The organism is Nocardia sp. NPDC019395, assembly GCF_040632335.1.
GTDB lineage: Bacteria > Actinomycetota > Actinomycetes > Mycobacteriales > Mycobacteriaceae > Nocardia.
Map to the genome: position 1 here is coordinate 90,493 of NZ_JBEYBT010000001.1, position 24,937 is coordinate 115,429.

20 protein-coding genes are annotated in these 24,937 nt (G+C 69.1%); 11 read left to right on the forward strand and 9 right to left on the reverse strand.

Annotated features, from left to right (window positions below; translation table 11 throughout):
- Position 1: 1 nt before the first annotated feature.
- Positions 2-667 (reverse strand): TrkA family potassium uptake protein, encoded by a 666-nt coding sequence (locus tag ABZ827_RS00455; protein ID WP_357230636.1) that lies wholly within the window; start codon positions 665-667, stop codon positions 2-4.
- Between the two features lie 173 nt (positions 668-840).
- On the opposite strand from ABZ827_RS00455, the gene ABZ827_RS00460 reads away from it, so the two are divergent.
- Together ABZ827_RS00460 and ABZ827_RS00465 are read left to right on the forward strand one after the other, a co-directional pair.
- Positions 841-2,829 carry an APC family permease gene (locus tag ABZ827_RS00460; protein ID WP_357230639.1) on the forward strand — a complete coding sequence of 663 codons (1,989 nt, stop codon included), beginning with the start codon at positions 841-843 and terminating at the stop codon, positions 2,827-2,829.
- Entirely contained in the window at positions 2,822-4,210 is a 1,389-nt protein-coding gene (locus tag ABZ827_RS00465) for a class I SAM-dependent RNA methyltransferase (RefSeq protein ID WP_357230641.1), read from the forward strand. Before ABZ827_RS00460 ends, ABZ827_RS00465 begins: the two co-directional genes overlap by 8 nt.
- Before the next feature lie 25 nt (positions 4,211-4,235).
- Here ABZ827_RS00465 and ABZ827_RS00470 read toward each other — a convergent pair whose 3' ends face one another.
- Positions 4,236-4,910, reverse strand: a complete 675-nt coding sequence (locus tag ABZ827_RS00470) for an SIMPL domain-containing protein (RefSeq protein WP_357230644.1) — start codon at positions 4,908-4,910, stop codon at positions 4,236-4,238.
- Between the two features lie 251 nt (positions 4,911-5,161).
- Between ABZ827_RS00470 and dxs the strand changes: the two genes are divergently transcribed.
- Positions 5,162-7,060 carry a 1-deoxy-D-xylulose-5-phosphate synthase gene (gene dxs, locus ABZ827_RS00475; RefSeq protein ID WP_357230647.1) on the forward strand — a complete coding sequence of 633 codons (1,899 nt, stop codon included), beginning with the start codon at positions 5,162-5,164 and terminating at the stop codon, positions 7,058-7,060.
- A gap of 27 nt (positions 7,061-7,087) precedes the next feature.
- On the opposite strand, the gene ABZ827_RS00480 is transcribed toward dxs, so the two are convergent.
- Together ABZ827_RS00480 and ABZ827_RS00485 are read right to left on the reverse strand one after the other, a co-directional pair.
- Positions 7,088-8,458, reverse strand: coding sequence for a ribonuclease D (locus ABZ827_RS00480; RefSeq protein WP_357230650.1), 1,371 nt, complete (start codon positions 8,456-8,458; stop codon positions 7,088-7,090).
- 38 nt (positions 8,459-8,496) lie between these two features.
- Positions 8,497-9,132 (reverse strand): DUF3000 domain-containing protein, encoded by a 636-nt coding sequence (locus tag ABZ827_RS00485; RefSeq protein ID WP_357230653.1) that lies wholly within the window; start codon positions 9,130-9,132, stop codon positions 8,497-8,499.
- A gap of 185 nt (positions 9,133-9,317) precedes the next feature.
- Here ABZ827_RS00485 and hemE point away from each other — a divergent pair, with 185 nt between their 5' ends.
- The 3 genes from hemE to hemQ all read left to right on the forward strand — a co-directional run bounded on the left by hemE (position 9,318) and on the right by hemQ (position 13,214).
- Positions 9,318-10,373 carry a uroporphyrinogen decarboxylase gene (gene hemE / locus ABZ827_RS00490; protein WP_357230656.1) on the forward strand — a complete coding sequence of 352 codons (1,056 nt, stop codon included), beginning with the start codon at positions 9,318-9,320 and terminating at the stop codon, positions 10,371-10,373.
- A 52-nt stretch (positions 10,374-10,425) separates the two neighbouring features.
- Positions 10,426-11,793 (forward strand): protoporphyrinogen oxidase, encoded by a 1,368-nt coding sequence (locus ABZ827_RS00495; protein WP_357230659.1) that lies wholly within the window; start codon positions 10,426-10,428, stop codon positions 11,791-11,793.
- Positions 11,794-12,518: 725 nt separating this feature from the next.
- A complete protein-coding gene (gene hemQ / locus ABZ827_RS00500) occupies positions 12,519-13,214 on the forward strand; it encodes a hydrogen peroxide-dependent heme synthase (RefSeq protein ID WP_357230662.1) in 696 nt (231 codons plus the stop codon).
- A gap of 94 nt (positions 13,215-13,308) precedes the next feature.
- Here hemQ and msrB read toward each other — a convergent pair whose 3' ends face one another.
- The 4 genes from msrB to ABZ827_RS00520 form a co-directional block, all read right to left on the reverse strand.
- Complete coding sequence (msrB, locus tag ABZ827_RS00505; RefSeq protein WP_357230665.1) at positions 13,309-13,761, reverse strand: peptide-methionine (R)-S-oxide reductase MsrB; 453 nt, start codon at positions 13,759-13,761, stop codon at positions 13,309-13,311.
- A gap of 38 nt (positions 13,762-13,799) precedes the next feature.
- Positions 13,800-15,155, reverse strand: a complete 1,356-nt coding sequence (locus ABZ827_RS00510) for a glycosyltransferase family 87 protein (protein ID WP_357230668.1) — start codon at positions 15,153-15,155, stop codon at positions 13,800-13,802.
- A 102-nt stretch (positions 15,156-15,257) separates the two neighbouring features.
- Entirely contained in the window at positions 15,258-16,808 is a 1,551-nt protein-coding gene (locus ABZ827_RS00515) for an alpha/beta hydrolase (RefSeq protein WP_357230671.1), read from the reverse strand.
- Positions 16,809-16,893: 85 nt separating this feature from the next.
- Positions 16,894-17,658, reverse strand: coding sequence for a pyrimidine reductase family protein (locus tag ABZ827_RS00520; protein ID WP_357230674.1), 765 nt, complete (start codon positions 17,656-17,658; stop codon positions 16,894-16,896).
- Between the two features lie 35 nt (positions 17,659-17,693).
- On the opposite strand from ABZ827_RS00520, the gene zapE reads away from it, so the two are divergent.
- Both zapE and ABZ827_RS00530 read left to right on the forward strand, forming a co-directional pair.
- Positions 17,694-18,710, forward strand: a complete 1,017-nt coding sequence (zapE, locus tag ABZ827_RS00525; protein ID WP_357230677.1) for a cell division protein ZapE — start codon at positions 17,694-17,696, stop codon at positions 18,708-18,710.
- A gap of 158 nt (positions 18,711-18,868) precedes the next feature.
- Positions 18,869-19,678, forward strand: coding sequence for a tyrosine-protein phosphatase (locus ABZ827_RS00530; protein ID WP_357230680.1), 810 nt, complete (start codon positions 18,869-18,871; stop codon positions 19,676-19,678).
- 11 nt (positions 19,679-19,689) lie between these two features.
- On the opposite strand, the gene ABZ827_RS00535 is transcribed toward ABZ827_RS00530, so the two are convergent.
- Complete coding sequence (locus ABZ827_RS00535; RefSeq protein ID WP_357230683.1) at positions 19,690-20,223, reverse strand: GNAT family N-acetyltransferase; 534 nt, start codon at positions 20,221-20,223, stop codon at positions 19,690-19,692.
- A gap of 163 nt (positions 20,224-20,386) precedes the next feature.
- On the opposite strand from ABZ827_RS00535, the gene ABZ827_RS00540 reads away from it, so the two are divergent.
- The 3 genes from ABZ827_RS00540 to ABZ827_RS00550 all read left to right on the forward strand — a co-directional run bounded on the left by ABZ827_RS00540 (position 20,387) and on the right by ABZ827_RS00550 (position 24,930).
- A complete protein-coding gene (locus ABZ827_RS00540; protein WP_357230685.1) occupies positions 20,387-22,903 on the forward strand; it encodes an FAD-dependent oxidoreductase in 2,517 nt (838 codons plus the stop codon).
- A gap of 7 nt (positions 22,904-22,910) precedes the next feature.
- Positions 22,911-23,864 (forward strand): LysR family transcriptional regulator, encoded by a 954-nt coding sequence (locus tag ABZ827_RS00545; RefSeq protein WP_357230688.1) that lies wholly within the window; start codon positions 22,911-22,913, stop codon positions 23,862-23,864.
- Between the two features lie 151 nt (positions 23,865-24,015).
- Complete coding sequence (locus tag ABZ827_RS00550) at positions 24,016-24,930, forward strand: hypothetical protein (protein ID WP_357230690.1); 915 nt, start codon at positions 24,016-24,018, stop codon at positions 24,928-24,930.
- Positions 24,931-24,937: the final 7 nt, after the last annotated feature.

Here is a 24,937-nt window from a genome sequence, read left to right on the forward strand (position 1 = left end):
ATCAGTCCTTGCTCGCTGGGGGTTTCGCGGCCAGCGCGACCGCCTCGCCGGCGGAACCGGAGGTCGCGGCCACATAGACGATGTCCTCGGCCTGGACGACGGTTTTGGCGTCCGGCAGGATGCCCTGGCCGAACCGGATGATGAACGCGACCCGCGCACCGGTGGCGCCTTCCAGATCGTGGACCGTGCGCCCGTACCAGTTCTCGTGCAGGGTCAGCTGGGCGACGGCGACGGTACCGGTGGGGTCACGCCAGGTGGTGGTGCCCGCGTCGCCGATGAGGGTGTGCAGGAAACGGTCGGTGGTCCACGGCACGGTGGCGATGGTCGGGATCCCGAGACGCTCGTACACAGCGGCGCGTTTGGCATCGTAGATACGGGCCACCACCCGCTCGATACCGAACATCTCGCGCGCCACCCGGGCGGAGATGATGTTGGAGTTGTCGCCGGAGGACACCGCCGCGAATGCCTCGGCCCGCTCGATACCGGCCCTGCACAGTACGTCGCGATCGAACCCGACCCCGACGACGCGTTCTCCCGGGAAATCGTCGCCGAGCCGCCGGAACGCGTCCGGGTTGCGGTCGATCACGGCGACCTCATGACCTATCCGGACCAGAGCGCGGGCCAGCGACGCCCCCACTCGTCCGCATCCCATGATCACCACGTACACCGTGAACCTCGCTCCTGACTCTGTATGCCCGCACAGCTGGGTGGCTGCCGAGAAATCGAACCGTACTCGTCGGTACGCGCCCTCAGCCACATTCCCCCCGCAGAGCGGGGCCAAACCGGTATTCCGGTAATGCCTCGCGGCACACCGCACCGCGGGGGCTTATGCTCCGTCCAGTGTCGAAGTTGACGACCGCCACCAAACGCCTGGTGCTGGGGCGGCCATTCCGTAGTGACTCGCTGGGCCACACCCTGCTGCCGAAACGTATCGCCCTGCCGGTGTTCGCCTCGGACGCGATGTCCTCGGTCGCGTACGCGCCCGAGGAGATCTTCCTGGTGCTCTCGGTATCGGGGCTCGCCGGCTACTCCTACGCACCGTGGCTCGGTCTCGCCGTGGCGGCCGTGATGTTCATCGTGGTCACCAGCTATCGGCAGAATGTGCACGCCTATCCGTCGGGCGGCGGCGATTTCGAGGTGGTCACCACCAACCTCGGCCCGACCGCCGGATTGACGGTGGGCAGCGCACTGCTCGTGGACTATGTGCTGACCGTCGCGGTCTCCATCTCGTCGGCCGCGTCGACGATCGGTTCGGCGATACCCTTCATCGCCACACACAAGGTGCTGTTCGCCGTGGCCGCCATCGCGCTGCTCACCGCGATGAACCTGCGCGGGGTGCGTGAATCCGGCCGGATGTTCGCCCTGCTCTCGTACGCCTTCGTGTTCGGGATGTTCGGCATGCTCGCGTGGGGGCTGCTCCGGATCTTCGTGCTGGGCGACGAGGTGCGGGCCGAATCGGCGTCCTTCGAACTGCATGCCGAGGAAGAACATCTGGCGGGAATCGCGCTGGTGTTCCTGCTCGCGCGCGCTTTCTCCTCGGGTTGCGCGGCCCTGACCGGCGTCGAAGCGATCAGTAACGGCGTGCCTGCCTTCCGCAAGCCCAAATCCCGTAACGCCGCGACCACGCTGCTGATGCTCGGCGGTATCTCCATCGTCCTGCTGCTGGGCATCATCGTGCTGGCGCGGCAGCTGCACGTTGTCTTCGCCGAGGATCCGGCGCAACTCGTCGGCGCGCCCGAGGGATATCACCAGAAAACTCTGATCGCCCAGATCGCACACGCTGTATTCGACAATTTCACGCCCGGCTTCTTCTTCGTCGCCACCGTGACCTCGGTGATCCTGGTCTTGGCCGCGAACACCGCGTACAACGGATTCCCGGTGCTCGGGTCGGTCCTGGCCCAGGCCCGGTTCCTGCCACGTCAGCTGCACACCCGCGGCGACCGGCTCGCATTCAGCAACGGCATCCTGTTCCTGGCGGTCGGCGCGATCGGATTCGTGGTGGCCTTCGACGCCGAAGTGACCAGACTCATCCAGCTCTACATCATCGGAGTGTTCGTCTCGTTCACCCTCAGCCAGACGGGCATGCTCCGGCACTGGACCCGTTTGCTGCGCCGGGAGACCGATCCGGCGGAACGGCGGCGAATGCTGCGATCACGGGCCATCAACGCGATGGGACTGGTGGCGACCGGCACCGTGCTGGTGATCGTGCTGATCACGAAATTCTTCGCCGGTGCCTGGATCGCGATCGTGACCATGGCGGTGATCTTCGTGGTGATGAAGATGATCCATCATCACTACGAGTCGGTGGCCCGGGAGCTGGACGAATTCGAATGGGACGGGGTGCTGCCCAGCCGGTCCCATTCGATCGTGCTGGTGTCCCGGCTGCATCTGCCGACCCGCCGCGCGCTGGCCTATGCGCGGGCCGGCCGTCCCGACACGCTCGAGGCGATCACGGTGAACGTCGACGAGGACGACACCCGCAGCCTCGTACGGGACTGGGAGAACAGCGATATCCCGGTACCGTTGAAGGTTGTGGAATCGCCCTACCGCGAGATCACCAAACCTGTGCTCGACTATGTGAAACGGGTGCGCAAGGACGCGCCGCGGGATGTGGTCACGGTGTTCATCCCCGAATATGTCGTCGGGCACTGGTGGGAGCAGGTGCTGCACAACCAGAGCGCCCTGCGGTTGAAGGGGCGGCTGCTGTTCGAGCCTGGTGTCATGGTGACCAGTGTGCCGTGGCAGTTGAGCTCGTCGGCGCGTGCGCGGGGTGGCGGGGAAGGCGCGGCGCCGGGCTCGGTCCGGCGGGGGTACGGCGACAATGGGTGAGCCGTCCACCACATGGCGCGATCGGGCGCTCGAGGTGCGACTCGGCCCGCCCGGCCACGGTGGTTTCTGCGTTGCCCGGTACGAGGGGCGAGTGATGTTCGTACGGCACGGTCTGCCGGGTGAACTTGTCCTGGCCCGTGTCACCGAGGACCGCGGCGGCGCGTACTGCCGGGCCGACGCGGTGGAGATCGTGGAAGCCTCACCGGATCGGGTGCCGCGAACCTGTCCGGTATCCGGCCCGGGTGGTGCCGGATGCTGCGATTTCGCTCACGCCGAACCGCCTGCCCAGCGTGCGCTGAAAGCCGCGGTCATCGCCGAACAATTGCGCCGGATCACCGGTATCGAACCGGAACTCGAGGTGGAGACTGTCCCCGGGCCGACCGATGCCGCTGGTGGCTGGCGAACCCGTATCCGGCTGGTGGTGGATACCGCCGGGCGCGCCGGTGTCCATCGGTATCGGAGTACCGAGGTGCTACCGGACCTCCGCTGTACGCAACCGGTGGCCGGCGCGGTCGACGGTATCGCGGAGCGTCTCTGGACACCCGGCGCGGATCTGGTGGTCGCGGTGGACGACGAGGGGGAGCGGCATATCGTCGAACTCGCGCCGGCCCCCGAACCCGGGCCGCGGCGGGCCGGGGACGCGCGGGACCGGCAGCGTGGTCCGGGTGGGAGGCCACGTGGTGCCCGCCCGGGACCGGAACCGGCGGGGTCGGCCAGGGCCGAGTGGAACGAGACAGCGAGCGGGCAGCGACGGCGGGCCGCGGCGCGGCGTACTGCCGCCCACACCGCCCGCGACGAATGGGTGATCGAGGGGAGCGGGCGCGCCGTGCAGTACGTCTCAGGGCGCCGCTGGGAGGTATCGGCGGCCGGTTTCTGGCAGGCTCACCGCGGCGCCGCCCAATGCTATTCCGATGTCGTGGCCGAGTGGGCGGACCTGGCGAGCGGTGCGACGGCCTGGGACCTCTACAGCGGCGCGGGTGTTTTCGCGGCCGGACTGGCCGGGCAGACCGGGCCGTCCGGGGCGGTGCAGGCCGTGGAATCCGCGCGCGGCGCGGTCGCCGACGGAAACGCCGCACTCGGCGATCTGCCCTGGTTGACCCTGCGCGGCGGCCGGGTCGAACGGTGGGTGGCCGACCAGCGCGGACCCCGGCCACAGGTGGTGGTGCTCGATCCGCCGCGAGCCGGTGCCGGTAAACCCGTCGTCACGGCGGTCACCGCCGCCGGACCGGACCGGATCGTGCATATCGGCTGTGATCCGGCGTCCTTCGCCCGCGACCTCCGGCTGTACCTGGACGCCGGTTACGGGCTCGCCGCACTGCGGGCCTTCGACGCGTTCCCGGCGACCCATCACGTGGAATGTGTTGCGCTGCTGGAGCGCTGACCAGCCGGCCGGGCCGAACCGTTCGTCAGCCCAGTTGCCAGGTGGCGCGTAGCGCGGTGGTGATCTCCTGTTCGCCGGCTTCGACCGGAACATTCTCCTGGCTCCGCGCGGCCACCATACGTACCCCGCCCGGCTCAGGGGGCCGGGTCGGTGCCGCCGTGCTGCTGTCCTCGGTGATCTCGAGCACGGGCCCCAGCTCGCGGGCCGCCCGGCGGGCGTACTGACGCGCTTTGTCGAGAGCGTCGTCCCACGCCTTGTCCCGGGCGCGGCTGAGCAGGCGGTCGCGATCGGCGAAAGTGTGCTGCAGACCGCCGAGCCGGGCGTCGTCGCCACCGGCGGCCACCGCGTGTGCGATGACTTCGGCGGGATCGAGCGCCGAAGGCGCGGCAGCGGCCCCGTGGTGAACGAGTGTGACGCGTAGCGCACTGGTCGCCAGGTAGCCGGCGATCCGGGAGACGCCGTCCTGCCAGGCGATATCCGAACGGACCGAGAGCATGCCGGTGGCGATATGCGTCTCGGGGACCCCGTCCGCGCGCAGCGCCGCGGTGATCGCGGCGGTCCGCTGTCCCGCCCGCTCATAGGCGAGGCCGACGGTGCTCGCCCGGCATTCCACCCCGATGCCCAGCACCAGCTGGTCCGGGACAGCACGTACCGTGCCCTGCCCGAATACCGTCACTGTTCCCGTCGGGGGATGGTTCATCCGGCCCTGCCTTTCCGCGCCGACTCCGGCCCCGGCACCGTGTCGGCGGCGATCGCGCGTTTGTCCCGGCCCCGGGTGACGAGTAGTACACGGTTCGCGCGGCACACCCCACTCACCTTAGGCTGGACCGATACGCCGGACCGCGGATCCGGCCCGGTGCGGCGGTGTGCAGCCCTCGTTGTCGGGTGAGCACTCGGCCGCGGCTCCTAGACTGGTCGGATCAACTGCGCTATCCGGAGGGAGCGAATCAGGTGGGAGTGCTTTCCCGGGTCGATACGCCCGAAGACGTGCGTCGCCTGTCGGAACCGCAACTGGCGGAGCTGGCGGCGGAGATCCGTGAGTTCCTGGTGCACAAGGTCGCCGTCACCGGCGGGCACCTGGGCCCCAATCTCGGGGTGGTCGAACTCACCCTGGCGCTGCACCGGGTGTTCGATTCGCCCGCCGACCCGTTGATCTTCGACACGGGCCACCAGGCCTATGTGCACAAGATCGTGACCGGCCGCAAGGACCGCTTCGACAGCCTGCGCCGCAAAGACGGACTGTCGGGGTATCCGAGCCGCTCGGAGAGCGAGCACGACTGGGTCGAATCCTCGCACGCCTCGGCGTCGCTGTCCTACGCCGACGGATTGGCCAAGGCCTTCGCGCTCACCGGGCAGGACCGCCATGTCGTCGCGGTGGTCGGCGACGGTGCGCTCACCGGTGGTATGTGCTGGGAGGCGCTGAACAATATCGCCGCCGCACCGGATCGTCCGGTGGTGATCGTGGTGAACGACAACGGCCGCTCGTACGCGCCGACCATCGGCGGCCTGGCCCGGCAGTTGACGGCACTGCGCACCCAGCCGGTATACGAGCATATGCTGGACACCGGCCGACGGTTCCTGAAAAGTATTCCGCACGTGGGTGATTCCGCCTATTCGATGGTCCATGCGGTGAAGGCCGGGATCAAGGACGCGGTCAGCCCGCAGGAACTGTTCGGCGATCTCGGTCTCAAGTACGTGGGTCCGGTGGACGGTCACGATCTCGTGGCACTGGAATCGGCTCTGCGGCACGCCAAGGAGTTCGGCGGGCCGGTTGTCGTGCACGCGGTCACCCAGAAGGGGCACGGATACGAACCGGCCGAGAACCATGTGGCCGATCAGATGCATTCCTGCGGGCCGATCGACCCGTACACCGGCGAAGCCGTCAGCAAGGGCGGTGCGGCCAGTTGGACCTCGGTGTTCTCGGCGGAGCTCATCGCCCACGCCGAAGAGCGCGACGATATCGTCGCGATCACCGCGGCCATGCCCGGCCCCACCGGTCTGGCCGCGTTCGGGGAACGTTTCCCGGACCGGCTCTTCGATGTGGGCATCGCCGAACAACACGCGCTGGCCTCGGCGTCGGGGCTGGCACTGGGCGGTCTGCATCCGGTGGTGGCGATCTATTCGACCTTCCTCAACCGGGCGTTCGATCAGCTGCTGATGGATGTGGCGCTGCTGAAACAGCCGGTCACCCTGGTGCTCGACCGGGCCGGGATCACCGGTGCGGACGGTGCCAGCCACAACGGCATGTGGGATCTGTCGCTGCTGGGGATCGTGCCCGGTATGCGTGTGGCCGCCCCGCGGGACGCCACCACCTTGGCGGAAGAACTGGCCGAAGCGCTCGCGGTGACGGACGGCCCGACCGCGCTGCGGTTCCCGAAGGACAGCGTGGGCGCCGATATCCGGGCCCTGGAACGGCTCGACGGTGTGGATGTGCTGTGGTTGCCGGATCGGGAGGGACCTTCGGCGCAGGCCCAGCACGGGGATGTCCTGTTCGTGGCCGTGGGCTCGCTCGTACCCGCCGCCCTGCAAGCCGCCGAACTGCTGGAGGCGGAACAGATCACCACCACGGTGATCGATCCGCGCTGGGTGCTGCCGGTATCGGATGCCATCGTCAAACTCGCCGAGAACTATCGGCTGGTGGTGACGCTGGAGGACAGCGGTCTGCACGGCGGTATCGGGTCCACGGTGTCGGCTCGCCTGCGCGCGGCGGGGATGGACGTGCCGGCCCGTGATATCGGCATCCCCCAGGAATTCCTGGAACACGGCAGTATCCCCGCGGTCCGCCAGGAACTGGGTTTGACCGCCCCGGATATCGCACGACGCGTCGCCGGCTGGCTGGGTGCCCGCTGACCGTCTCCGGTCGAGTACGCCGCGGGATCAGTCCGCGGCGGCCTCGGTGAGTGCCGCGGCGAGACCTGCCACCGTGAGTTCCCGTTGCCACGGACGGGCACCGTGGGATTTCAGGAAGTCCTCGATCGTCGCGGCCACTTCGCCCGCCGCTTCGGGGCCGAGCTTGTAATCGGGTAGCCCGTCCCAGCACAGGCGGCGCACCAGGTCCGGGGCGAGCAGGTTCTCCACCGGCACCGCGACCCTTTCCGAGATCTGCGCCATCGCGGCGCGGGCCCGGGTCAGCCGGGCGGCCGCGGCCGGGTCGCGGCGTTCCCAGCGGTTCACCGGCGGCGGGCCGTCATAGGGCTGACTCATCCGGGGTAGTTCGTCGTCCGGTAGCGCCCGGGCCCGCTCGACCGCGCCCAGCCATTCGCGGGAATAGCGGCGTTGCCGTGGGCCGCCGAAGACCGGTAGTTCGCGTAATTGCCCGACGCTCTTCGGGTCGGCACCCGCCGCCGCGACAATCGCGGAATCCGGCAGGATCCTCGACGGTGCGATATCGCGGCCGCGGGCCAGCGTATCGCGGGTGATCCAGAGTTCCCGGACGATGGCCAGCTGGCGTGCCCGGCGCAGCGTGTGGATACCGGAGGTCCGGCGCCAGCGATCCGGTTTTGGCGGAGCTGGCTCGCTGAGCCGGATATGCTCGAATTCTTGTGCGGCCCAATCGGTTTTCCCCTGGTCGGCAAGGGAGGCGGCCACCGCTTCGCGGAGTTCGGGTAGTAGTTCCACATCCAGTGCGGCGTAGTTCAGCCAGGCGTCCGGAAGCGGCCGGGTGGACCAGTCCGCGGCACCGTGCCCCTTGCGCAATGCCCGGCCGAGCAACTGCTCGACCATGGCGGCCAGCCCTACCCGGGGAAAACCGGCGAGCCGGCCACCCAGTTCGGTATCGAACAGTGTCGCCGGCCGCAGGCCGAGTTCGGCCAGTCCAGGGAGGTCCTGGTCGGCGGAATGCAGAATCCATTCCAGGCCGTTGATCACCGCTGCCAGCGGTTCCAGCGCATCGGTCACCGGGATCGGATCGATCAGTACGGTGCCCGCGCCCGCACGGCGTAACTGGATCAGATAGGCCCGTGACGAGTAGCGGAAACCCGAGGCCCGTTCGGCGTCGACGGCGAGCGGGCCGGTACCGGCGGCGAGACGGCCGGCGGCCGCGGCCACATCCTCGGCGGTGGCGCAGACCGGCGGGACACCGTCGGCCGGAGCCAGCAGCGGTGTCGCGGCGGGAGGATCCCCTTGTCCGTGATCCGGCGTCGAACCGCTCTGCACATTCTGTACCCCCGGCTCGGACACCGGTGATTGTGCGGCGCCGCCGTCCGGGCGGTCACCGGACAGGTGTTCGGGCTCCTCTACTACCGGCATAAAGGGCCACTCTACGTGGCCGAGGCTACAGCCGAGATTCAACCACGGTCGTTGCCGGTGGACGACGATGGCCGCAGATCGGTGATCCCCGCAGGTGGCAGGCCTGCCGCATAGGCGAGCACTTCACCGAAAGCTTCTACGTGCGGAGCCATCTCGGTGGTCCGTGCCGTCCAGGACGCCCGTAGTTCCAGCTGGTGTGCGCGCGGTGGACCGGCGATATCGCCGTACCGTACCGAACTCGTCGATGTCACCGTACCGCCGAGTGCGGTGAACGGTTCGTCGCGCGATTCCAGGGCGTCCACCAGCCAGCTCCACGCGACCTCCGGCAGCAGCGGGTCGGCGGCGAGGGCACCGTCGATATCGGCCTGGATATAGGCGACCAGCCGGAAGACCCCGTGCCAGGCCTGGTCGCCGTTCGGGTCGTGTAGCAGGATCAGCCGACCGAACGCGTCCCCGTCGGAGTCGATGGGGACCACCGGTGAGTCGTCGTGGATCACCTCGGCGCCGAGCGCGTACGAATACGGGGCGAGGCGCTGCGGGGGCCGAATCGGGGACAGATCGATCTGCGGATGCACGGAGGCGGCGCCCATCGCCGAAACGGCAGCGCGAAACGATGCGGGTTCGTCGCCGGGCCCATCGTTCGGTGCGCCGTCGCGGATATCGAGCGGTGTCACGGGAGATGACGGTAGACCCGTAGCCGCCGGGGTGTGCGGAGGCGCGCCGGGCGACCGTTGTTGCTGGATGTACGGGACTGCTCATGGTAAACATCGCGCAATTTCGCGCGGGATCATCGGCCGGCGGCCGGAAGTGGTCCGGGCTTTCTCTCCGTACCGGACGGGTCCGCATACGATGACCGGTGATGAGCACATACACGCGCCGCCAGTTGTCCGATGCCCCGTTTCTGGCCGCCGCGTCCGGGGCGACCCCGGCCCGGCGGCCGGTGTGGTTCATGCGTCAGGCCGGGCGTTCGCTGCCGGAGTACCGGGAGCTGCGGGCGGGGATCGGGATGCTGCAGTCGTGCTTCGACCCGGAACTGGTCTGCGAGATCACCATGCAACCGATCCGCCGCCACGGCGTAGACGCGGCGATCTTGTTCTCCGATATCGTCGTCCCGCTCAAAGCGGCCGGAATCGACCTCGATATCGCACCGGGGGTGGGGCCGGTGGTCACCTCCCCGGTGCGTACCTCCGCCGATGTCGCGGCCCTGCCGCGGTTGCGTGCCGAGGAAGTCGGTGCCGTCACCGACGGGGTACGCTTGCTGGTCGGCGAACTCGGGCAGACACCGCTGATCGGATTCGCCGGGGCCCCGTTCACTCTGGCCTCCTATCTGGTCGAGGGCGGGCCCAGTAAGCATCACGAGCGAACCAAGGCGATGATGCACGGCGATCCGGCTTCCTGGCATGCCCTGCTCGGTGCGCTGACCGATATCACCATCGTGTTCCTGCGGGCTCAGCTGGCGGCCGGTGTGGACGCCGTGCAGTTGTTCGATTCGTGGGCCGGGGCATTGTCGGAGGCCGATTACCGCCGCTATGTGCTGCCGCATTCGGAGCGGGTGTTCGCCGAGATCGCCGACGCCGGGGTTCCCCGGATCCATTTCGGTGTCGGCACCGGGGAGTTGCTCGGCGCGATGGGCGAGGCGGGGGCCGACGTGGTCGGGGTCGACTGGCGGTTGCCGCTCACCGAAGCGGTGCGGCGGGTCGGGCCCGGTAAGGGCCTGCAGGGCAATCTCGACCCCGCCGTTCTGTTCGCGGGCTGGCCGGTCGTGGAAGCCGAGGCGCGCCGAATCGCCGACGAGGCGGATTCGGCGGTCGCCATGGGTGCCGCCGGCCATATCTTCAACCTCGGGCACGGCGTGATGCCGGAAACCGATCCCGGTGTGCTGACAGCGCTGGTGGAGTTGGTGCACGAGCTGTGACGGTCACCGCCGTGGATACCGTCGGCGGCCGGCCACCGGTTACGGTCGGGGTATGAGAATCGCGGTCGTCGGTGGCGGGATCAGCGGACTGGTCGCGACCTACCGGCTGCGGCAGTCGCTCGGCGCTTCGGCCGATCTCACGCTGATCGAGAGTCGTACGCGGCTCGGCGGCGTGCTGCACACCGGCCCGGTCGCGGGAGAGCCGGTCGACTTGGGCGCGGAGGCATTCGTGGGGCGTCGGCCGGAGGTCCCGGCGCTGCTGCGGGAACTCGGTATCGCCGATCAGTTGGTCCATCCGGCCGGCCTGCGACCGCTGGTGTGGGCCGGCGGGCGCACACATCCGCTACCCGCGCGGACACTGATGGGCATCCCGTCCGGTCCCGACGGTATCGCGAGTTTGCTCGACGCGGAAACGGTGGCGCTGATCGCCGCCGAACCCACCCGCCCCTTCAGCTGGCGGCCCGGCGCCGATATCGATGTGTACTCACTGGTCGCCGACCGGTTCGGGGCGCAAACCGTCGCGCGCAGCGTCGACCCGCTCCTGGGCGGCGTCTACGCGGGCACGGCCCGCTCGATCGGGCTGCGCGCGGCCCTGCCCACCCTGGCCGCCGCCCTGGACCGGGGTGCTGCGAGCCTCACCGCGGCAGTCTCGGCCACGTTGCCTCCCCCCTCGGACGCGCCCGTTTTCGGCGCCCTCCGGGACGGCTACGCCGTTCTGCTGCGGGCACTGGCCGAGCGGTCGGCACCGGCCACGGTCCGCGATACCGCGGTGACCGCCTTGCGCCGGGCGTCCGGAGGCTGGCAGGTGGACCCGGTCGGCGAGTTCGACGCGGTCGTCCTGGCGACCCCCGCCCCGGTGACGGCCAGGCTACTGGCCGAGGTCGCCCCGGCCGCCGCGCAGGCGGCGGCCGGAATCGAACTGTCCTCGTCCGCACTCGTCGTGCTGGAACTGCCGAAGGACACCGCGCTACCGCAGAACTCAGGGGTCCTGGTGGCCACCGGAGAACCGTTGCGCGCCAAGGCGTTCACCCTGTCCAGCCGGAAATGGCCGCATCTGGCGGCTCGTGACACCGCGGTGGTCCGCGTGTCGTTCGGACGCTTCGGCGACGACTCCGTTGCGACGCTGCCGGACCCCGAGCTCATCGCCGCCGCCACCGCCGACCTGGCCACGGTGACGGGAGCGCCGATCACTCCGCGTTCGGCGGTGGTCCAACGCTGGCCCGGCGGCCTCGCCCAGTACGCGCCCGGCCATCTCGACCGGGTCGCCGAAATAGAATCCGAGCTGGCAGGTTTCGACGATCTCACAGTGACCGGCGCTTACCTGCACGGTGTGGGCGTACCGGCCTGTATAGCCTCGGCCTCTACCGCCGCCCAGCGGATCGCCACCGCCCCTACCGGTGCCCGTCCCCCCAACCCGTAAACCGAGCTACGCCACCGCCCGAGTCGGTGCCCTCTCGGAGCCGGCGCAGCGTTCAGCGGCGATCCGATCACGACCACCAGTCCGCCGCCGCCCTACAACTCGCCCTCACCCGTGCGCCAACGTGCCGAACCCAGCCCAACCACGCTGAGCGAACCTCGGCCCGCAAGATCCGTGCTCACACCCGAACCTCACCCCGCCCCAACTCGCTGTCGCCCCCCGGGCGCGTTTGATTCGGTATGCGCCGCAACTTCCGCCGCCATCGCTGATCTCGCCGCCCCTCCAGCCTCACCCCCGCCCGCACTCGCCGTCGCCTCCGGCGCGTTTGGTTCCCCTACCGCCCGTCTGTCCGCATCCGCCCCTCACCCCGTTTTCCCGCATGCGGCCGGTCGGCCTTGATGGTTCGGGGCCCGTCTCGTTCTGGAGCGACAGAGCGGGGGAGCGAAGCGGAGGAGCGCCGGAGTGAAGAACGAGACCAAGGGGGCCCCGAACCCCGCGACGCCGCAGGCGGCGCCAAAAACACAGAACCTTCACGAACTGCCCTGCTTACCCCCTTCGCCGACCAGCGCACCAAAAACCCCAACCGTGGAGGGAAGCTCGGGCTCACAGAATCCGGGCCCGAGCCGTCCCGCCCCCAGCTCCCGGAGCCTCCGCCACGACACGCCACCCCCCGCCGTAGCCGGACGCCGACGATACAGCACAAAAACCCACCGTGGCACCATGGGACCATGGCGCGACTCGATTACCAGGCCCTCAACTCCACCATCCGCTATCTCATGTTCTCCGTGTACCAGGTGCGCCCGGGTGCGCTGGGCGACGACCGGGCAGCGGCCATCAAGGAGGCCCGCGCGTTCTTCGACGGGCTCGCCGAGCGGGACGTGGTGGTCCGCGGTATCTACGACGTGGCCGGTATGCGCGCCGACGCCGATTTCATGGTGTGGACCCATGCCGAACGGGTCGAGGATCTCCAGGCCGCGTACTCCGATTTCCGGCGGACCACCGAACTCGGCCGGGCCAGCACTCCGGTGTGGAGCAATGTCGCGCTGCACCGCCCCGCCGAGTTCAACAAAAGCCATATCCCGGCTTTCCTGGCGGGGGAGGAGGCCGGGAACTACATCTGCGTGTACCCGTTCGTGCGCTCCTACGAGTGGTACCTGCTGCCCGACGACGAGCGCCGCAAGATGCTCGCCGACCACGGCAAGGAAGCGCGCGGGTATGCGGATGTGCGCGCCAATACCGTCTCGTCCTTCGCCCTGGGCGACTACGAGTGGATCCTGGCGTTCGAGGCGCCGGAACTGCACCGGATTGTCGACCTGATGCGTGATCTGCGGGCGACCGAGGCACGGATGCATGTCCGGGAGGAGACGCCGTTCTACACCGGCCCGCGGGTCGAGGTCGATCAGCTGGTCACCGCGCTGCCCTGAGCACCGTGAATACCGACCGCCCGGTTGCCCCCGAAAATGGGGGCATGTGAACCGGGCGGTCGTTACGTAACGTACCGCTCGGCAAACGGAGAGCTCACTCCGCTGAGCTGGTCGAGGGGTGCAGCCGCAGCGAGATCGAGTTGATGCAGTACCGCTTGTCGGTGGGCGTCGGGTATCCCTCGCCTTCGAAGACGTGTCCGAGGTGGCTGTGGCAGTTCGCGCACAGCACTTCGACACGGCGCATCCCCAGCGAATCGTCCTCCCGCAGCAGCACCGCGTCCGAGGCCGCCGGATCGAAGAAGGACGGCCACCCGCAGTGTGATTCGAACTTCTCGTTGCTGCGGAAGAGTTCGGCGCCGCAGGCCCGGCAACTGTAGACACCTTCGGTGGTGGTATCGGTGTATTCGCCGGTGAACGGCCGCTCGGTGCCGGCTTCCCGGAGCACGGCGTACTCGGTCGGATCCAGTTTCGCCCGCCATTCCTGCGGGGTCAGCCGGATTTTCGGGGCGGGCAGGGAGGTATCGGTCGCGTCCGCTTCGGAACTCATACGTCCACGCTAATACGACTCCGCCGCGACGTCTCGTATCAGCCGTGTACGGCCTGCGTCTCGGCCATGCGGGCACTCGCGGGCTCGGGGTCGGCCGATGCCGCACCGGACCGGGTCCGCGCGGCGTGCTCCGGTTCGGCGTCCGGTGCCCCGGGGGCATCGGCGGTGCCCCGGGGATCGGGCGCGGTGGCCATCCACTCCGGGTCGAGGTGTGGCAGCCGGCCCGCGCGGCGTGCGGCCAGGTACCGGTCGCCGAGGACGCAGAACACCACGATCAGCAGCAGACCCCAGCCGAAGGTGATCCGCAGGTATTCCATGTTGCGGCCGATATCGGGCCAGCGGTCCGACAGCCATTTGTCGTAGGACATGAACCCGAACACCGCCAGCCAGGCCGGCCAGTTGCGCAGCACCGAATTGCGCAGGACCACCGACATCAGGAACGGGAACAACATCATCGAGTAGTACATCTGGCCGAGCGAGGAGAGCAGCCACGAAGCGGTCAGTAACACACCCGAAGCGGTCGTGACGAAGAACAGCTCGTCCTCGCGGTAGTACCGGTACAGAATCCACAGCGAGATCAGTACCAGTACCGCCATGGACAGCCGGATACCCCATGTCAGCCACGGCGGCAGCCCGTAGTACTCGGCGTTGCCGGGGATCGCGCTGTTGAAGTAGTCACGGGTCTCGAACAGGTACGGAAGGGTGCGGGTGAAGAACCGCCCCGGGTCCTGGGAGAGCGGCCAGGCGATAGCCGTCAGGACGATGGGAACGCCCAGCGCCGTGGTGAACACATTCCACTGCTTGCGCACCAACGCGATCAGCAATAGTGGGGCCAGGGTCGGTTTGACCGCGATACTGAGGCCCAGTACGACACCCGCCCATAGGTCGCGTCTGCGCAACAGCAGCATGATGAACAGGATCTCGGCCAGCAGCAGGCATCCGTTGACATTGGTGAACACCAGGGTGTTGATCACCGTCTCGGACAGGAACATCGCGAGGAGCAGGGCCGGGGCGGCGATCGAGCGCAGCGTGTAGTTGAACAGCTTGAGCAGCAGATACCAGGCGATGAGGATCGCCACCGCGTTGAGCAGGATGAACAGCCAGCGCGACTTCTCGTAGTCGATCACCGCGATCGGTGCGATCAGCAGGGTACCGCTGGGTGGATAGAGGTAGTGCGGGTCGACCGAATCGAAATTCGCCGTGTAGACCTCGCGTCCGTTGAGGAAACCCAGTGAGGCCTGATAGACGGGCTTGTAGTCGTCGGTGACGAAACCATTGACAGCCTTGATGAACACCCGGTTGAGCACGGTCATGACCGCCAGCGGCCAGAGCGCGAACCGGATCACGTCGGCGGTGGTTCGAGCGGTGCGAGGCTCGAGCTGTCGAAGGAACACCACGGCACGGTACACCGGATGGTGCCGCGGTGTTGCCGGGACCCACCCTCGACGCGCCGGTCAGACGCGCCCCGCGCCCCGGTCGCGGCCCGGGGCGCCCGGTCAGGCCGGGCAGGCGGTGCCGTCGCCCGGGAGCCGGCCGTCCTTCAGATATTCGACGAGAGCGGTCTGCGCGCATCCGGAGTGGGCACTCACCGGATGACCCCACCCCTGCCAGGTCATGGTCGCGTGCCGGGCGCCCGCGGCGCCGAGGGCTCCCGTCACCGAAGCCGCGGCGGTCCCGGTCACCGGATCTCCCGCCCCGGTCAGTACCAGGACCGGCAGGTCCAGTTTCTCCAGTGCGGGCGGTGCCTCGGTGACCGGCCACGCCGAGCAGACCAGCATCGACAGTGCCGCCGACCGGCCGAACGCGGGATACTTCTCGGCCCAGATACCGGACAGATCGGTGACCTGGGGGGCGGGCGGCGGCTGCGTCATATCGGTGCAGCCGTTGACGAACTGGCCGTCGCCGGCGGTGGCGGTCTCCTGGCTGTCGACGATTGCCCGCAACGCGTTCAGATCGCCGCGGTCGGCCGCCGACAGCGCGTCGGCCAGTTCGGCCACGCGGCTCGACTGGTCCGCGCGCGGGCTGCCCAGGAACCCGGTCACCGCCGTGCGGACCCCGTTTGCCGAAATGTCGCCCAGCTGTCCGGTCGCGGCCTTACCGACCAATCCGGTCACCTTCGCGCGCGGATCCGGGCCGAGGGAACAGCTGATCCCGGCGCACTGCTGCGCGAAGGCATTCAGCGCCGCTTCCGCGCCCTGCACCGCGGTTTCGCTCCGGGTGACGGTGTCCACGCCGACCGGGGTGGGCGAGTCGAGTATCAGCCGGGCCAGCCGGTCACCGTATTTCCGCCCGTATTCCAGCCCGACCAGGGCACCGCTTCCGGTGCCGAGTACCGCGATGTGCTCGACGCCCCATTCCCGGCGCAGTTGCTCGATATCGTCGGCGGCATGCGCGGCGTCGAAGGTGCCGTCGTAGGGCTGCAGGAAGTCCCGGCACGCGATCGTGCCGTTCCGGGACATATCGACCATGGCGGCCACCGGGTCGCCGCCGGGGGCGAACTGCGCGTTGTCCTGCAGGCCGGACCGGATCTCGGGTGGCAGGCAGTCGATCGCCTGTGAACTGCCGATACCGCGGCGATCCACCGCGACGATCGGGTTGGCGGTCAGCAGCGCGCCGGCGGGCCCGGTGGCCAGGCCCGCGAGGGTGGCGGTGGACGATCGGTCCACGCCCGAGGTCAGTACCAGCGGGGGGACATCGGTCGGGGTCTGCGGGAGACGGGCGCGGACCGCACTCGCGCGGAAGTTGCCGAGTACCGTGCCCGCACTGTCGATCGGGGTGGAGAAATCCGCGCATTCCAGCACCAGTCCGGCCGGCCCCGGGCCCATACCGGACCGGTCGAATGTCTCGCGGGTGCAATCGCGCCAGGCGAGGTCCTTTTTCGGTACCTCGGCCGCCGGCGGCGGCGGGGCCTGGGCCGACGGGGCGGAATCGCCTGGCACAGGCGGACGTTCGACGGCGACATGCGGGCGGTCCGACGGACCGGCGCCACATCCGGCGATCATGATCAAGAGTGCCGAGGCCGGCACCACTGCCCGAGTCCAGCGCATGCGTTACACCCTGCCAGGTTCGGATCGGGTTCGCCTGAGCGGGACACTCTGCCGCTCGCCCGGGGACCTGCGGGCCGCGCTGCCGTCACGTCCGAACCCAGCGGGTGAGCACGGTGCCGTCGGTATCGAACAGGACATGCGCCGGTGCCATCTGCCGGGCGAACGCCTCATGGGACACCGAGATCCGCCGTGCGCCGCCGCCGGTGAGCAGCGGGGCGGTGGTCAGGCAGAGTTCGTCGACGACCCCGGCGCCGGCCAGCGACCCGAACAGTTGCGGCCCACCCTCGCACAGCACCCGGCGCAGACCGCGGGCCGCCAGTACGGCCGGCAGCGTCTGCGGTGCGATGAGATGATCGCCGATCTCGAGCACCTCAGCGCCCGCGTCGGCGAGGGCCCGTTTACGTGAAGCGGACGCGGCGGCGGTGGTCAGGACCAGGGTCGGGGTCCGAGCGGTGGTGATCACCCGGTGATCAGGATCGACACCGGCGGACGCGGTCACGATCGCTATCGGCGGCGGATCGCCCTGGGGATGCCCGCCCACACCGCGGGCATACAGCGCGCGCCGCAATCGCGGATCGGTCTGGGCGCCGCCGTAATTCTCGGCGCGGACCGTACCCGCACCGACGAGCACCACCTCGGTGAGTTCCCGCAGCAGATGGAACACCCGCTTGTCCGCCGGTGTGCCGAGGACTTCCGAGACCCCGCCCGACCCGGTGACCGCGCCGTCGATACTGGAAACGAAATTGACCCGCAGCCAACTCCCTTCCCGAACGGCCGGGTAGGCGTACAAGTCGGCGAGGGCCGTGTTGTCGAGGTCTGTGAGCTGGATCGCATCAGGGATACGCTGCATACCAACAGCTCATATCACGTCATTAGGCTACGTCCATGCAAGAACGCCTCGTCGACCGCCGCCCGGAGGTCCCAGCCGACCAGTTGGTCGCCCAGATGGTGCCCCCGCCCATGTTCGACGAGGTCGGATTCGATACCTACATCCCGGACCCGAACGAGCCGAGCCAGGCCGCGGCGGTCGCGGCGGGCCGTGAGTTCGCCACCAAGGTCGCCGCGATCCACAAGGCCTCGAACAAGAAACCGTTGTTCGGTAAGAAGAAGCCGGTCCACGGTGCGGGCCTGTACCTCGACGGCGGTTTCGGTGTCGGCAAAACCCACCTGCTGGCCTCGATCTTCCACAGCGCGCCGGCGCCGAAATCCTTCGGCACATTCGGCGAACTCACCAATCTGGTCGGCGCGCTCGGTTTCGGCAACGCGGTGGAGCGGCTCGCGGCCAACAGCGTTCTCTGCATCGACGAGTTCGAACTGGACGACCCGGGCGACACCATGCTCGTCTCCCGGCTGCTGACCGAACTCGCCGCGAGCGGTGTCTCGATCGCGGCCACCTCCAACACCCTGCCCGGCCAGCTCGGAGAGGGACGCTTCGCCGCCCAGGATTTCCTGCGCGAGATCAAGAAGCTCGGGTCGATCTTCGACGCGGTGCGAGTGGACGGCCCGGACTACCGGCACCGCGATCTGCCGCCGGCTCCCGAACCGAGCACCCCGGAACAACTGACCGAACGCGCCACCGCCACCCCCGGTTCGACCCTGGACGATTTCGACGCGCTGCTGCACCATCTCAGCACCCTGCACCCGTCGAAATACGGCGCCCTCATCGACGGCGTGCCCGCGGTGTTCGTCTCCGGTGTGCACCCGGTGACCGATCAGGCCGTGGCATTGCGCCTGGTCGTTTTGGCCGACCGGCTCTACGACGCCGGAACCCCGGTGACCGTTTCCGGTGCGAAACTCGACGAGATCTTCTCGCAGGAGATGCTCGACGGCGGATACCGCAAGAAATACCTGCGCGCGATCTCCCGGCTGCTCGCCCTGTCCCGCTTCGAGGTCGCCGCCTGAACGCCGCTGGGTGGTAGCCAGCTGCTCGTCCGGGACCTGCCCGACGCGCCCGGGACGCGCGGGCGCCACGCCGTTTCCGAGTTGACCAGGGGCACGCGGGTTGGTTTGCTGAGTCGGGGCACCACGCGGGGGTGCCGAGTATCGATGGGAGTTCCGCCATGGTTCATCGTCCGGCACGGGTACCGGCCGCCGTCCTCACCGGTTTGCTCCTGGCCTTCGGTCCGGCGACGGCAGTGGGTCTCGCGGATCCTCCGGCCACCTCGGAACTGCTCCAGGTCGATCGGTCGTTGCATCTCGCCGGTGCCCCGAACGCCCGGGATGTGGGCGGATACCGCACCGCCGACGGGCGCACCGTCCGCAGCGGAATCGTCTTCCGCACCGATCAGCTCACCAACCTCACCCCCGCGGACCTGGCCGAACTCAGCCGGTTGGGGGTCCGGGAGGTCGACGATCTACGCACCGTGTACGAGCGGGCGCTGGCACCCGACCGGATTCCCGCGGGCGCACAGGCCAACTGGTACGACGTCATCGGCGCCGCGCCGCTGCCCGAGCTGATGTCGACCCTCGCCGGTGGCAACGATATGTACCGGGCCTTGATCACCGCCCCCGGGGCGAACCGGGCGGTGGCCGCCGTGCTGCGCGATATCGTCGAAACCGGCCGGACCCCCGAGGGCGGGGCGGTGCTGTTCCATTGCACCGCGGGCAAGGATCGCACCGGTTGGGTGGCCGCGGTGTTGCTCACGGCGCTCGGCGTGGATCGCGATACCGTCACCGCGGACTACCTGCTGTCCAACCACTATCGCAATGCCGGTCCGGGTGACGGTATGAACGGGGTCCAGCAGGAATGGCTGGATTCCGCGTTCGATCAGATCCAGGTGACCTACGGCAGTTTCGACCGGTACGTCAGTGAAGGACTGGGCCTGAGCGCCGCCGATATCGCGGCGCTGAAAGCGCGCATGCTGGCCTGATTCCGCCCCGGTCAGAAAACCAGGCGCAGCACATAGTCGTGATGGACCTCGCGACCGATAGTGAACGTCCTGGTACCCACCCGCTCGAATCCGTATTTGGCGTAGAACCGCTGCGCGCGCAGATTCTGCTGGTTCACGCCGAGCCAGATACCGGCGTAGCCGCCCCCGCGGGCGCGTTCCAATGCTGCCCGCATGAGCGCGCTCGATACCCCCGCCCCGTGATGCCCCGGCAGCACATACATCTTGCTGATCTCGAGAACCGGATCCAGGGCGACCGCCGCCGCCACCTCCGCGTCGGAGGGTGTGCCGCCGTGCAGGATCGAGTAGCCCACGATCTCGTCGTCGGCGACCGCCTTCAGCACGGTCCGCGCCGGATCGGACAGGTATTCGCCGAACCGCTCACCGGAGAGCACCTCGGCGAGGAACACCCCGATATCGTCGAGATCCGTGCCCGGAGGACAGGCCAGCGGGAAGGTCGCGGCGGCGACATCACTGAGTGCCTCGGCGTCCCACAGTCCGGCCCGGTCCACGGTGACAGTGGTCATAGCTCAATGAGACCACAGCGATATCGGCCGGCGGTATGTGCGCTGGTCCGGTGCGCGGCAGTCGCGCCGGCCGGTCCCGGAGCACCTCCGCCCGACCTGCGGGAACGAGTGAAATACGATCGCCGGCTTTGCTGCTGGACGCATCCGACGTAATCTCTCGCCCATGAGGAGCGGGAACCGCATCGCAATCGTCGGTGCGGGTATCGCGGGTCTGGTCTGCGCGAAGGTCCTGACTGAGGATGGGTTCGCGGTCGAAGTGTTCGATCGCGCCCCCGATATCGGCGGCGTGTGGAGCGAGACCCGCCGTTACCCGGGCTTACGAGCGCAGAGCAGCAAGAACACCTACCACTTCTCCGACCATCCGATGCCTGCCGACTACCCACGGGTACTCGACGGCGCACGGATGCAGGAGTACCTGTCGAGCTACGTGCGTGCCTTCGGCCTGACCGATAAGTTGCGCCTGCGCACCGAGGTGGTGGCGGCGGACCCGGTCGACGGCGGCTGGTTGCTCGAGATCCGGGACGCCGACGGTGCGCACCGCACCTCCTGCGACCATCTGGTCATCGCCAACGGCGTTTTCAGCGAGCCCGAGGTTCCCGATTTCGCGGGCGCGGCCGAATTCGCGCGTGCCGGCGGCCAGATCGGCCATTCCACCCAGTTCCTGGACGTGGAGGCGGTACGCGACAGGTCGGTCGTCGTGGTCGGTTACGGCGCCGCGGCCGGTGATCTGGCGACCGAGATCAGCCGGGTGGCCGCCGACACCACGGTGGTGGCGCGCCGGCTGCTGTGGAAGATGCCGCGCCGTCTCGCCGCCGGTATCGACGCCGAACGGATCCTGCTGACCCGCACCGGCGCCGCGCATTTCCGGCATCCCGAACCCGGCCGGTTCGAACGGCTCCTGCACGGGCCGGGCCGCTCCTTCCGGGAGAGCAATCTCGACCTGATCGAGGCGCTGGTGGCCGAACGCTCCGGGGCTGCGGAGCTCGGGCTGCTCCCGGGAGTTCGCTTCGAGCAGGCCTACGACGCGGCATTCGGCCTGGCCACGGCGGATTTCGCCGAACAGGTGACGCAGGGGCGCATAACAGTTCACGGGCAGATGCGGGTGGCCGCGCTGGGCGGCGGTCCGGCGGGACCGTTCGCCGAATTGTCCGACGGCCGGCGGATCCGCGCCGATATCGTCGTCTGCGCTACCGGTTTCCAGCAGCGGGTGCCCTTCCTGACGCCCTATGTGCAGCGGCAGCTCACCGACGACAACGGCAATTTCCGGCTGTACCGGCAGATCCTGCCGTTGGATGTGCCACACCTGACCTTCGCGGGCTACAACGCGTCGCTGCTCAGCGCTGTCGGCGCGGAAGTCGGCGCCCACTGGACCGCGGCCCTGCTCACCGGGAGTATGGCGCTGCCGCCGGTCGAAACGATGACCGAGCGGATCGAGAACCGGCTGCGGTGGCTGGACCAGAACACCGGTGGCCGTCACGCGCACGGCACCGTGACGCCCTATGCCATCCGCGATATCGATGACCTGCTCACCGACCTCGGGGTCAGGTTGCCGCGCGCCGGGCGTGCCGCGCAGTGGGTCCGGCCGGTGCGGCCGAGTGATTACCGGGTGGTGTCCCGGCGCAAACGTGGTCCCGCGGGGCAGGCGGGGGCGCCCGCGGTGCCGGAGCAGGTCGCGGCCCATCCGCCCACGGCGCCGCTCGCCGTCGGACAGCAGGCAGCCGCACGTGGTGCACAGCCCGAAACTGTCCGGTCGCAGCCGGAAGATGTCGTGGCGCCTGCCGACCGGCCGACCGTGCGGATCCCGGAGGCGGTCGTGGCGAGTGCCGTACGGACGACAACCCTGCCCGCCGTAGACCCGGCTGCCCGAACACGGCCGGTCCCCGAGGTCCGGCCGGCCGCGCCGGTGAAGCCCCGCGCCACGCCTCCGGCGCCCCCGCCCGCGCCCGTTCCACCACGGTCCGCGGCCGCACAGCGGGCAGCCGACGAAGCGGCCCGCCGGGCCGCGGCCGAGCAGCGGGCCGCCGGGATCGCCGCCCGCTCCAACAGCCCGACGGTGCGGATCGATATGCGCACCGCGGAGTCCCTCGCGGACGAACAGACGGTCGTGTCCGGGCAAGCAGACGAATCCGCGTCACCCGCCGTGCCCGATCCGCTTCCCGGACAGGCGTCGGCCTCTGCCCCGGAAGTCGCCGAGCCGGCTGGAGCGAAAGCGGACGCGGTCGAGCAGGTGACCGAGTCGGCGGAAGGCGTGAGCCCGGCCGCCGTCGACGAGACCGTATCCATATCAGTGCCTGTGGACGCGGCCGGCGGCGGGGAGTCCAGCGAATCCGCTGCCGTGGGATCGGATATCGACGGGCAGACGAGCGCTCCAGCTGCCGAGACCGCACGCCAGGATGAACAGGCGACCGAATCGCCTGCCCAGAGCGCAGACCCAGCGAGTGCCGGCGCGATCGCGCCGGCACCTGCCGAGTCCGTGGACACGGCCGGTGGTGACGGGACGTCCGCGGCGGAAGCGGACGAGCCCACCGCGGATGCACCGGGTTCACCGGAGACCGGCACAGGTTCGGCGGCGCAAGCGACCGAGTCCGCCGCGGAATCGAGCGCTGAGGGCGCGGAGCCGACTGAGCGGAACGCCGAGTCCAACGGGCAGTCGCCCTCGGGCCCCGCACCGCGGACCTGATCCCGGCGTGCCCGATCTGGACCTCAACCTGCTGGTCGCGCTGCACGCCTTGCTCGAAACCAACAGCGTCACCCGCGCGGCGGAACGACTCAGCACCTCGCCGCCCGCGGTGAGCCGCACCCTGGCTCGGTTGCGCCGCGTATACGACGATCCGCTGCTGGTGCGTGCCGGCCGCGAGCTCGTACCGACACCGCGGGCCCTCGAATTGCGATTCGAGGTGAGCGCCCTGGTGGAACAGGGCCGGGCATTGCTGGCGAAACCCGATACCGTCGACCCGACGGCGCTGGTGCGCGGTTTCGCGCTCCATGTGGACGATGCGGTGCTCCCCGGACTCGCCGGCCGGCTGGTGACCGCGGTACGCGCGCAGGCGCCCGGTGTCACGCTGCGGTTCGTTCCGGCCGATTCGGCCGGAACCGCGAGCGCGCTGCGTGAGGGCCGTATCGATGTCGAGGTAGGGGTGGTCGCCCACGCCGATCCGCAGACCCGCGTGGAAAGGGTCCGCGGGGACCGGCTCATCGGTGTCGCCGCGGCCGGACATCCGCTGGTCGAGGAACGGGTCACTGTCGCCGCGTATGCCGCCGCCGCGCATATCGGTATTTCGCCGCGCGGGATCGCCCGCAGCGTTGTCGACGACCGGCTCGCCCTGCACGGCCGCACTCGCCGAGTGGTGGCCACGGTGCCCGATCTGACCACTGCGCTACTGGCCGTACGGTCCGGCGCGGTCGTCTGTCCGGCACCGGCTCTCGTCGCAGCTACGACATTGCCCGCGCTGGGGCTGCGTTCCTTCGAGATCCCGCTGCCACTACCGGAGGTGACGATTTCGCTGGCATGGCATCCGCGCAATACACCCGATCCCGCGCATGCCTGGCTGCGTACGTTGATCCGGACCGCGCTGGCGTCCGGTGATCCGGTGACCGGGACACCGCGTGAGCAGAAGGTTCGGCGGGTCCCACTTGGGTAACTGCTGGGCAGAAACCTGGCGCTGACCGGCAGTTGTGGCGCACCCTGGAGATTGCCGGTGTGAGGTCCGGGCCGGCGCGGTGGGTATGGGTTAGATGGGTGGTCGCATGCAGACGAAGCGGCGAACGGAAGTACGGTGTGGGCGCCGGACGATGCTGTCCGACCTGGGGATTACGGACGGCCCCGCGCGGCCGGAGCAGATCGAGGATACCGCGCCCGGTTACGGATGCCGCTGTTCCCGCTGTGTGGAAGCCCAATGGAACACCCAGCGACTGAAGTACTGGCTGGCCGCCCGGCTGCTCGCGTTCGGCGCCGACGAGGCGGTGGTGGATCGTACGTGCGGGCCGTTGACCGTCGATGTCTGGTGGCGGCGCGGCACCGAACAGTACGCGATCGAAGTGCGTTCGGGCCCACTGACTCAGGAACTCGCCCAGCAACATACGGACCAGTTGAAGGCCCTGGGTTACGCCGGGGTGCTGTGGTTGTGCGCGCCGGGATACTGGGTGGCCCAATTGCCTGCCCTCGGTATCGCCGATCTCGCGCCGGAGTCGTGCGAATACCGCGCGGCGACCGGCATGCTCGAACTGGGGTCGGAGGGCCTGGTGGTGCCGGGTGAGCGCCCCTACGAGCTACGTGAATTCCTGCGGGAATGGGTGACCGGTGAGGTCGCGTGGGGGTACCGAGATAATTTGAGGAAGGGATGGGCGGCAGTGACCGACTGGGAGAAGCACACCCGGACACAGGCGCTGATGCTCGAACAGCAGCGGCAGGAACTCATCCATCAGCGGACCGCGCTGGCGGTGGCCCGGCAGGCCGTGCGGGAGAAGAAACACCAACTCGACCGGGAGCATGCCCGGATGGACCGGACCGCCCAGCGTGCCCGGGAGCAAGCCGAGGCGGTCGCCGCTGTGGGGCGCCGGATCGCCGATCAGGAGCGGGTGCACCGCGCGCTGGAGGACACCATCCGGCGCCTGCACAAAACGATCGACAACTGGCAGGTGGTGACGGTTTTCGTGATGCTGTTGCTCGCCACCTTCATCGCGGCGACCATGCTGATCAAACCGTGACCGGTGG

Coding starts and splice junctions, on each gene's coding strand:
- zapE (WP_357230677.1), top strand. CDS start 17,694: ATGCAAGAACGCCTCGTCGACCGCCGCCCGGAGGTCCCAGCCGACCAG.
- msrB (WP_357230665.1), bottom strand. CDS start 13,761: ATGAGTTCCGAAGCGGACGCGACCGATACCTCCCTGCCCGCCCCGAAA.
- ABZ827_RS00530 (WP_357230680.1), top strand. CDS start 18,869: ATGGTTCATCGTCCGGCACGGGTACCGGCCGCCGTCCTCACCGGTTTG.
- ABZ827_RS00495 (WP_357230659.1), top strand. CDS start 10,426: ATGAGAATCGCGGTCGTCGGTGGCGGGATCAGCGGACTGGTCGCGACC.
- hemQ (WP_357230662.1), top strand. CDS start 12,519: ATGGCGCGACTCGATTACCAGGCCCTCAACTCCACCATCCGCTATCTC.
- ABZ827_RS00515 (WP_357230671.1), bottom strand. CDS start 16,808: ATGCGCTGGACTCGGGCAGTGGTGCCGGCCTCGGCACTCTTGATCATG.
- hemE (WP_357230656.1), top strand. CDS start 9,318: ATGAGCACATACACGCGCCGCCAGTTGTCCGATGCCCCGTTTCTGGCC.
- ABZ827_RS00540 (WP_357230685.1), top strand. CDS start 20,387: ATGAGGAGCGGGAACCGCATCGCAATCGTCGGTGCGGGTATCGCGGGT.
- ABZ827_RS00480 (WP_357230650.1), bottom strand. CDS start 8,458: ATGCCGGTAGTAGAGGAGCCCGAACACCTGTCCGGTGACCGCCCGGAC.
- ABZ827_RS00520 (WP_357230674.1), bottom strand. CDS start 17,658: ATGCAGCGTATCCCTGATGCGATCCAGCTCACAGACCTCGACAACACG.
- ABZ827_RS00470 (WP_357230644.1), bottom strand. CDS start 4,910: ATGAACCATCCCCCGACGGGAACAGTGACGGTATTCGGGCAGGGCACG.
- ABZ827_RS00465 (WP_357230641.1), top strand. CDS start 2,822: ATGGGTGAGCCGTCCACCACATGGCGCGATCGGGCGCTCGAGGTGCGA.
- ABZ827_RS00535 (WP_357230683.1), bottom strand. CDS start 20,223: ATGACCACTGTCACCGTGGACCGGGCCGGACTGTGGGACGCCGAGGCA.
- ABZ827_RS00550 (WP_357230690.1), top strand. CDS start 24,016: ATGCTGTCCGACCTGGGGATTACGGACGGCCCCGCGCGGCCGGAGCAG.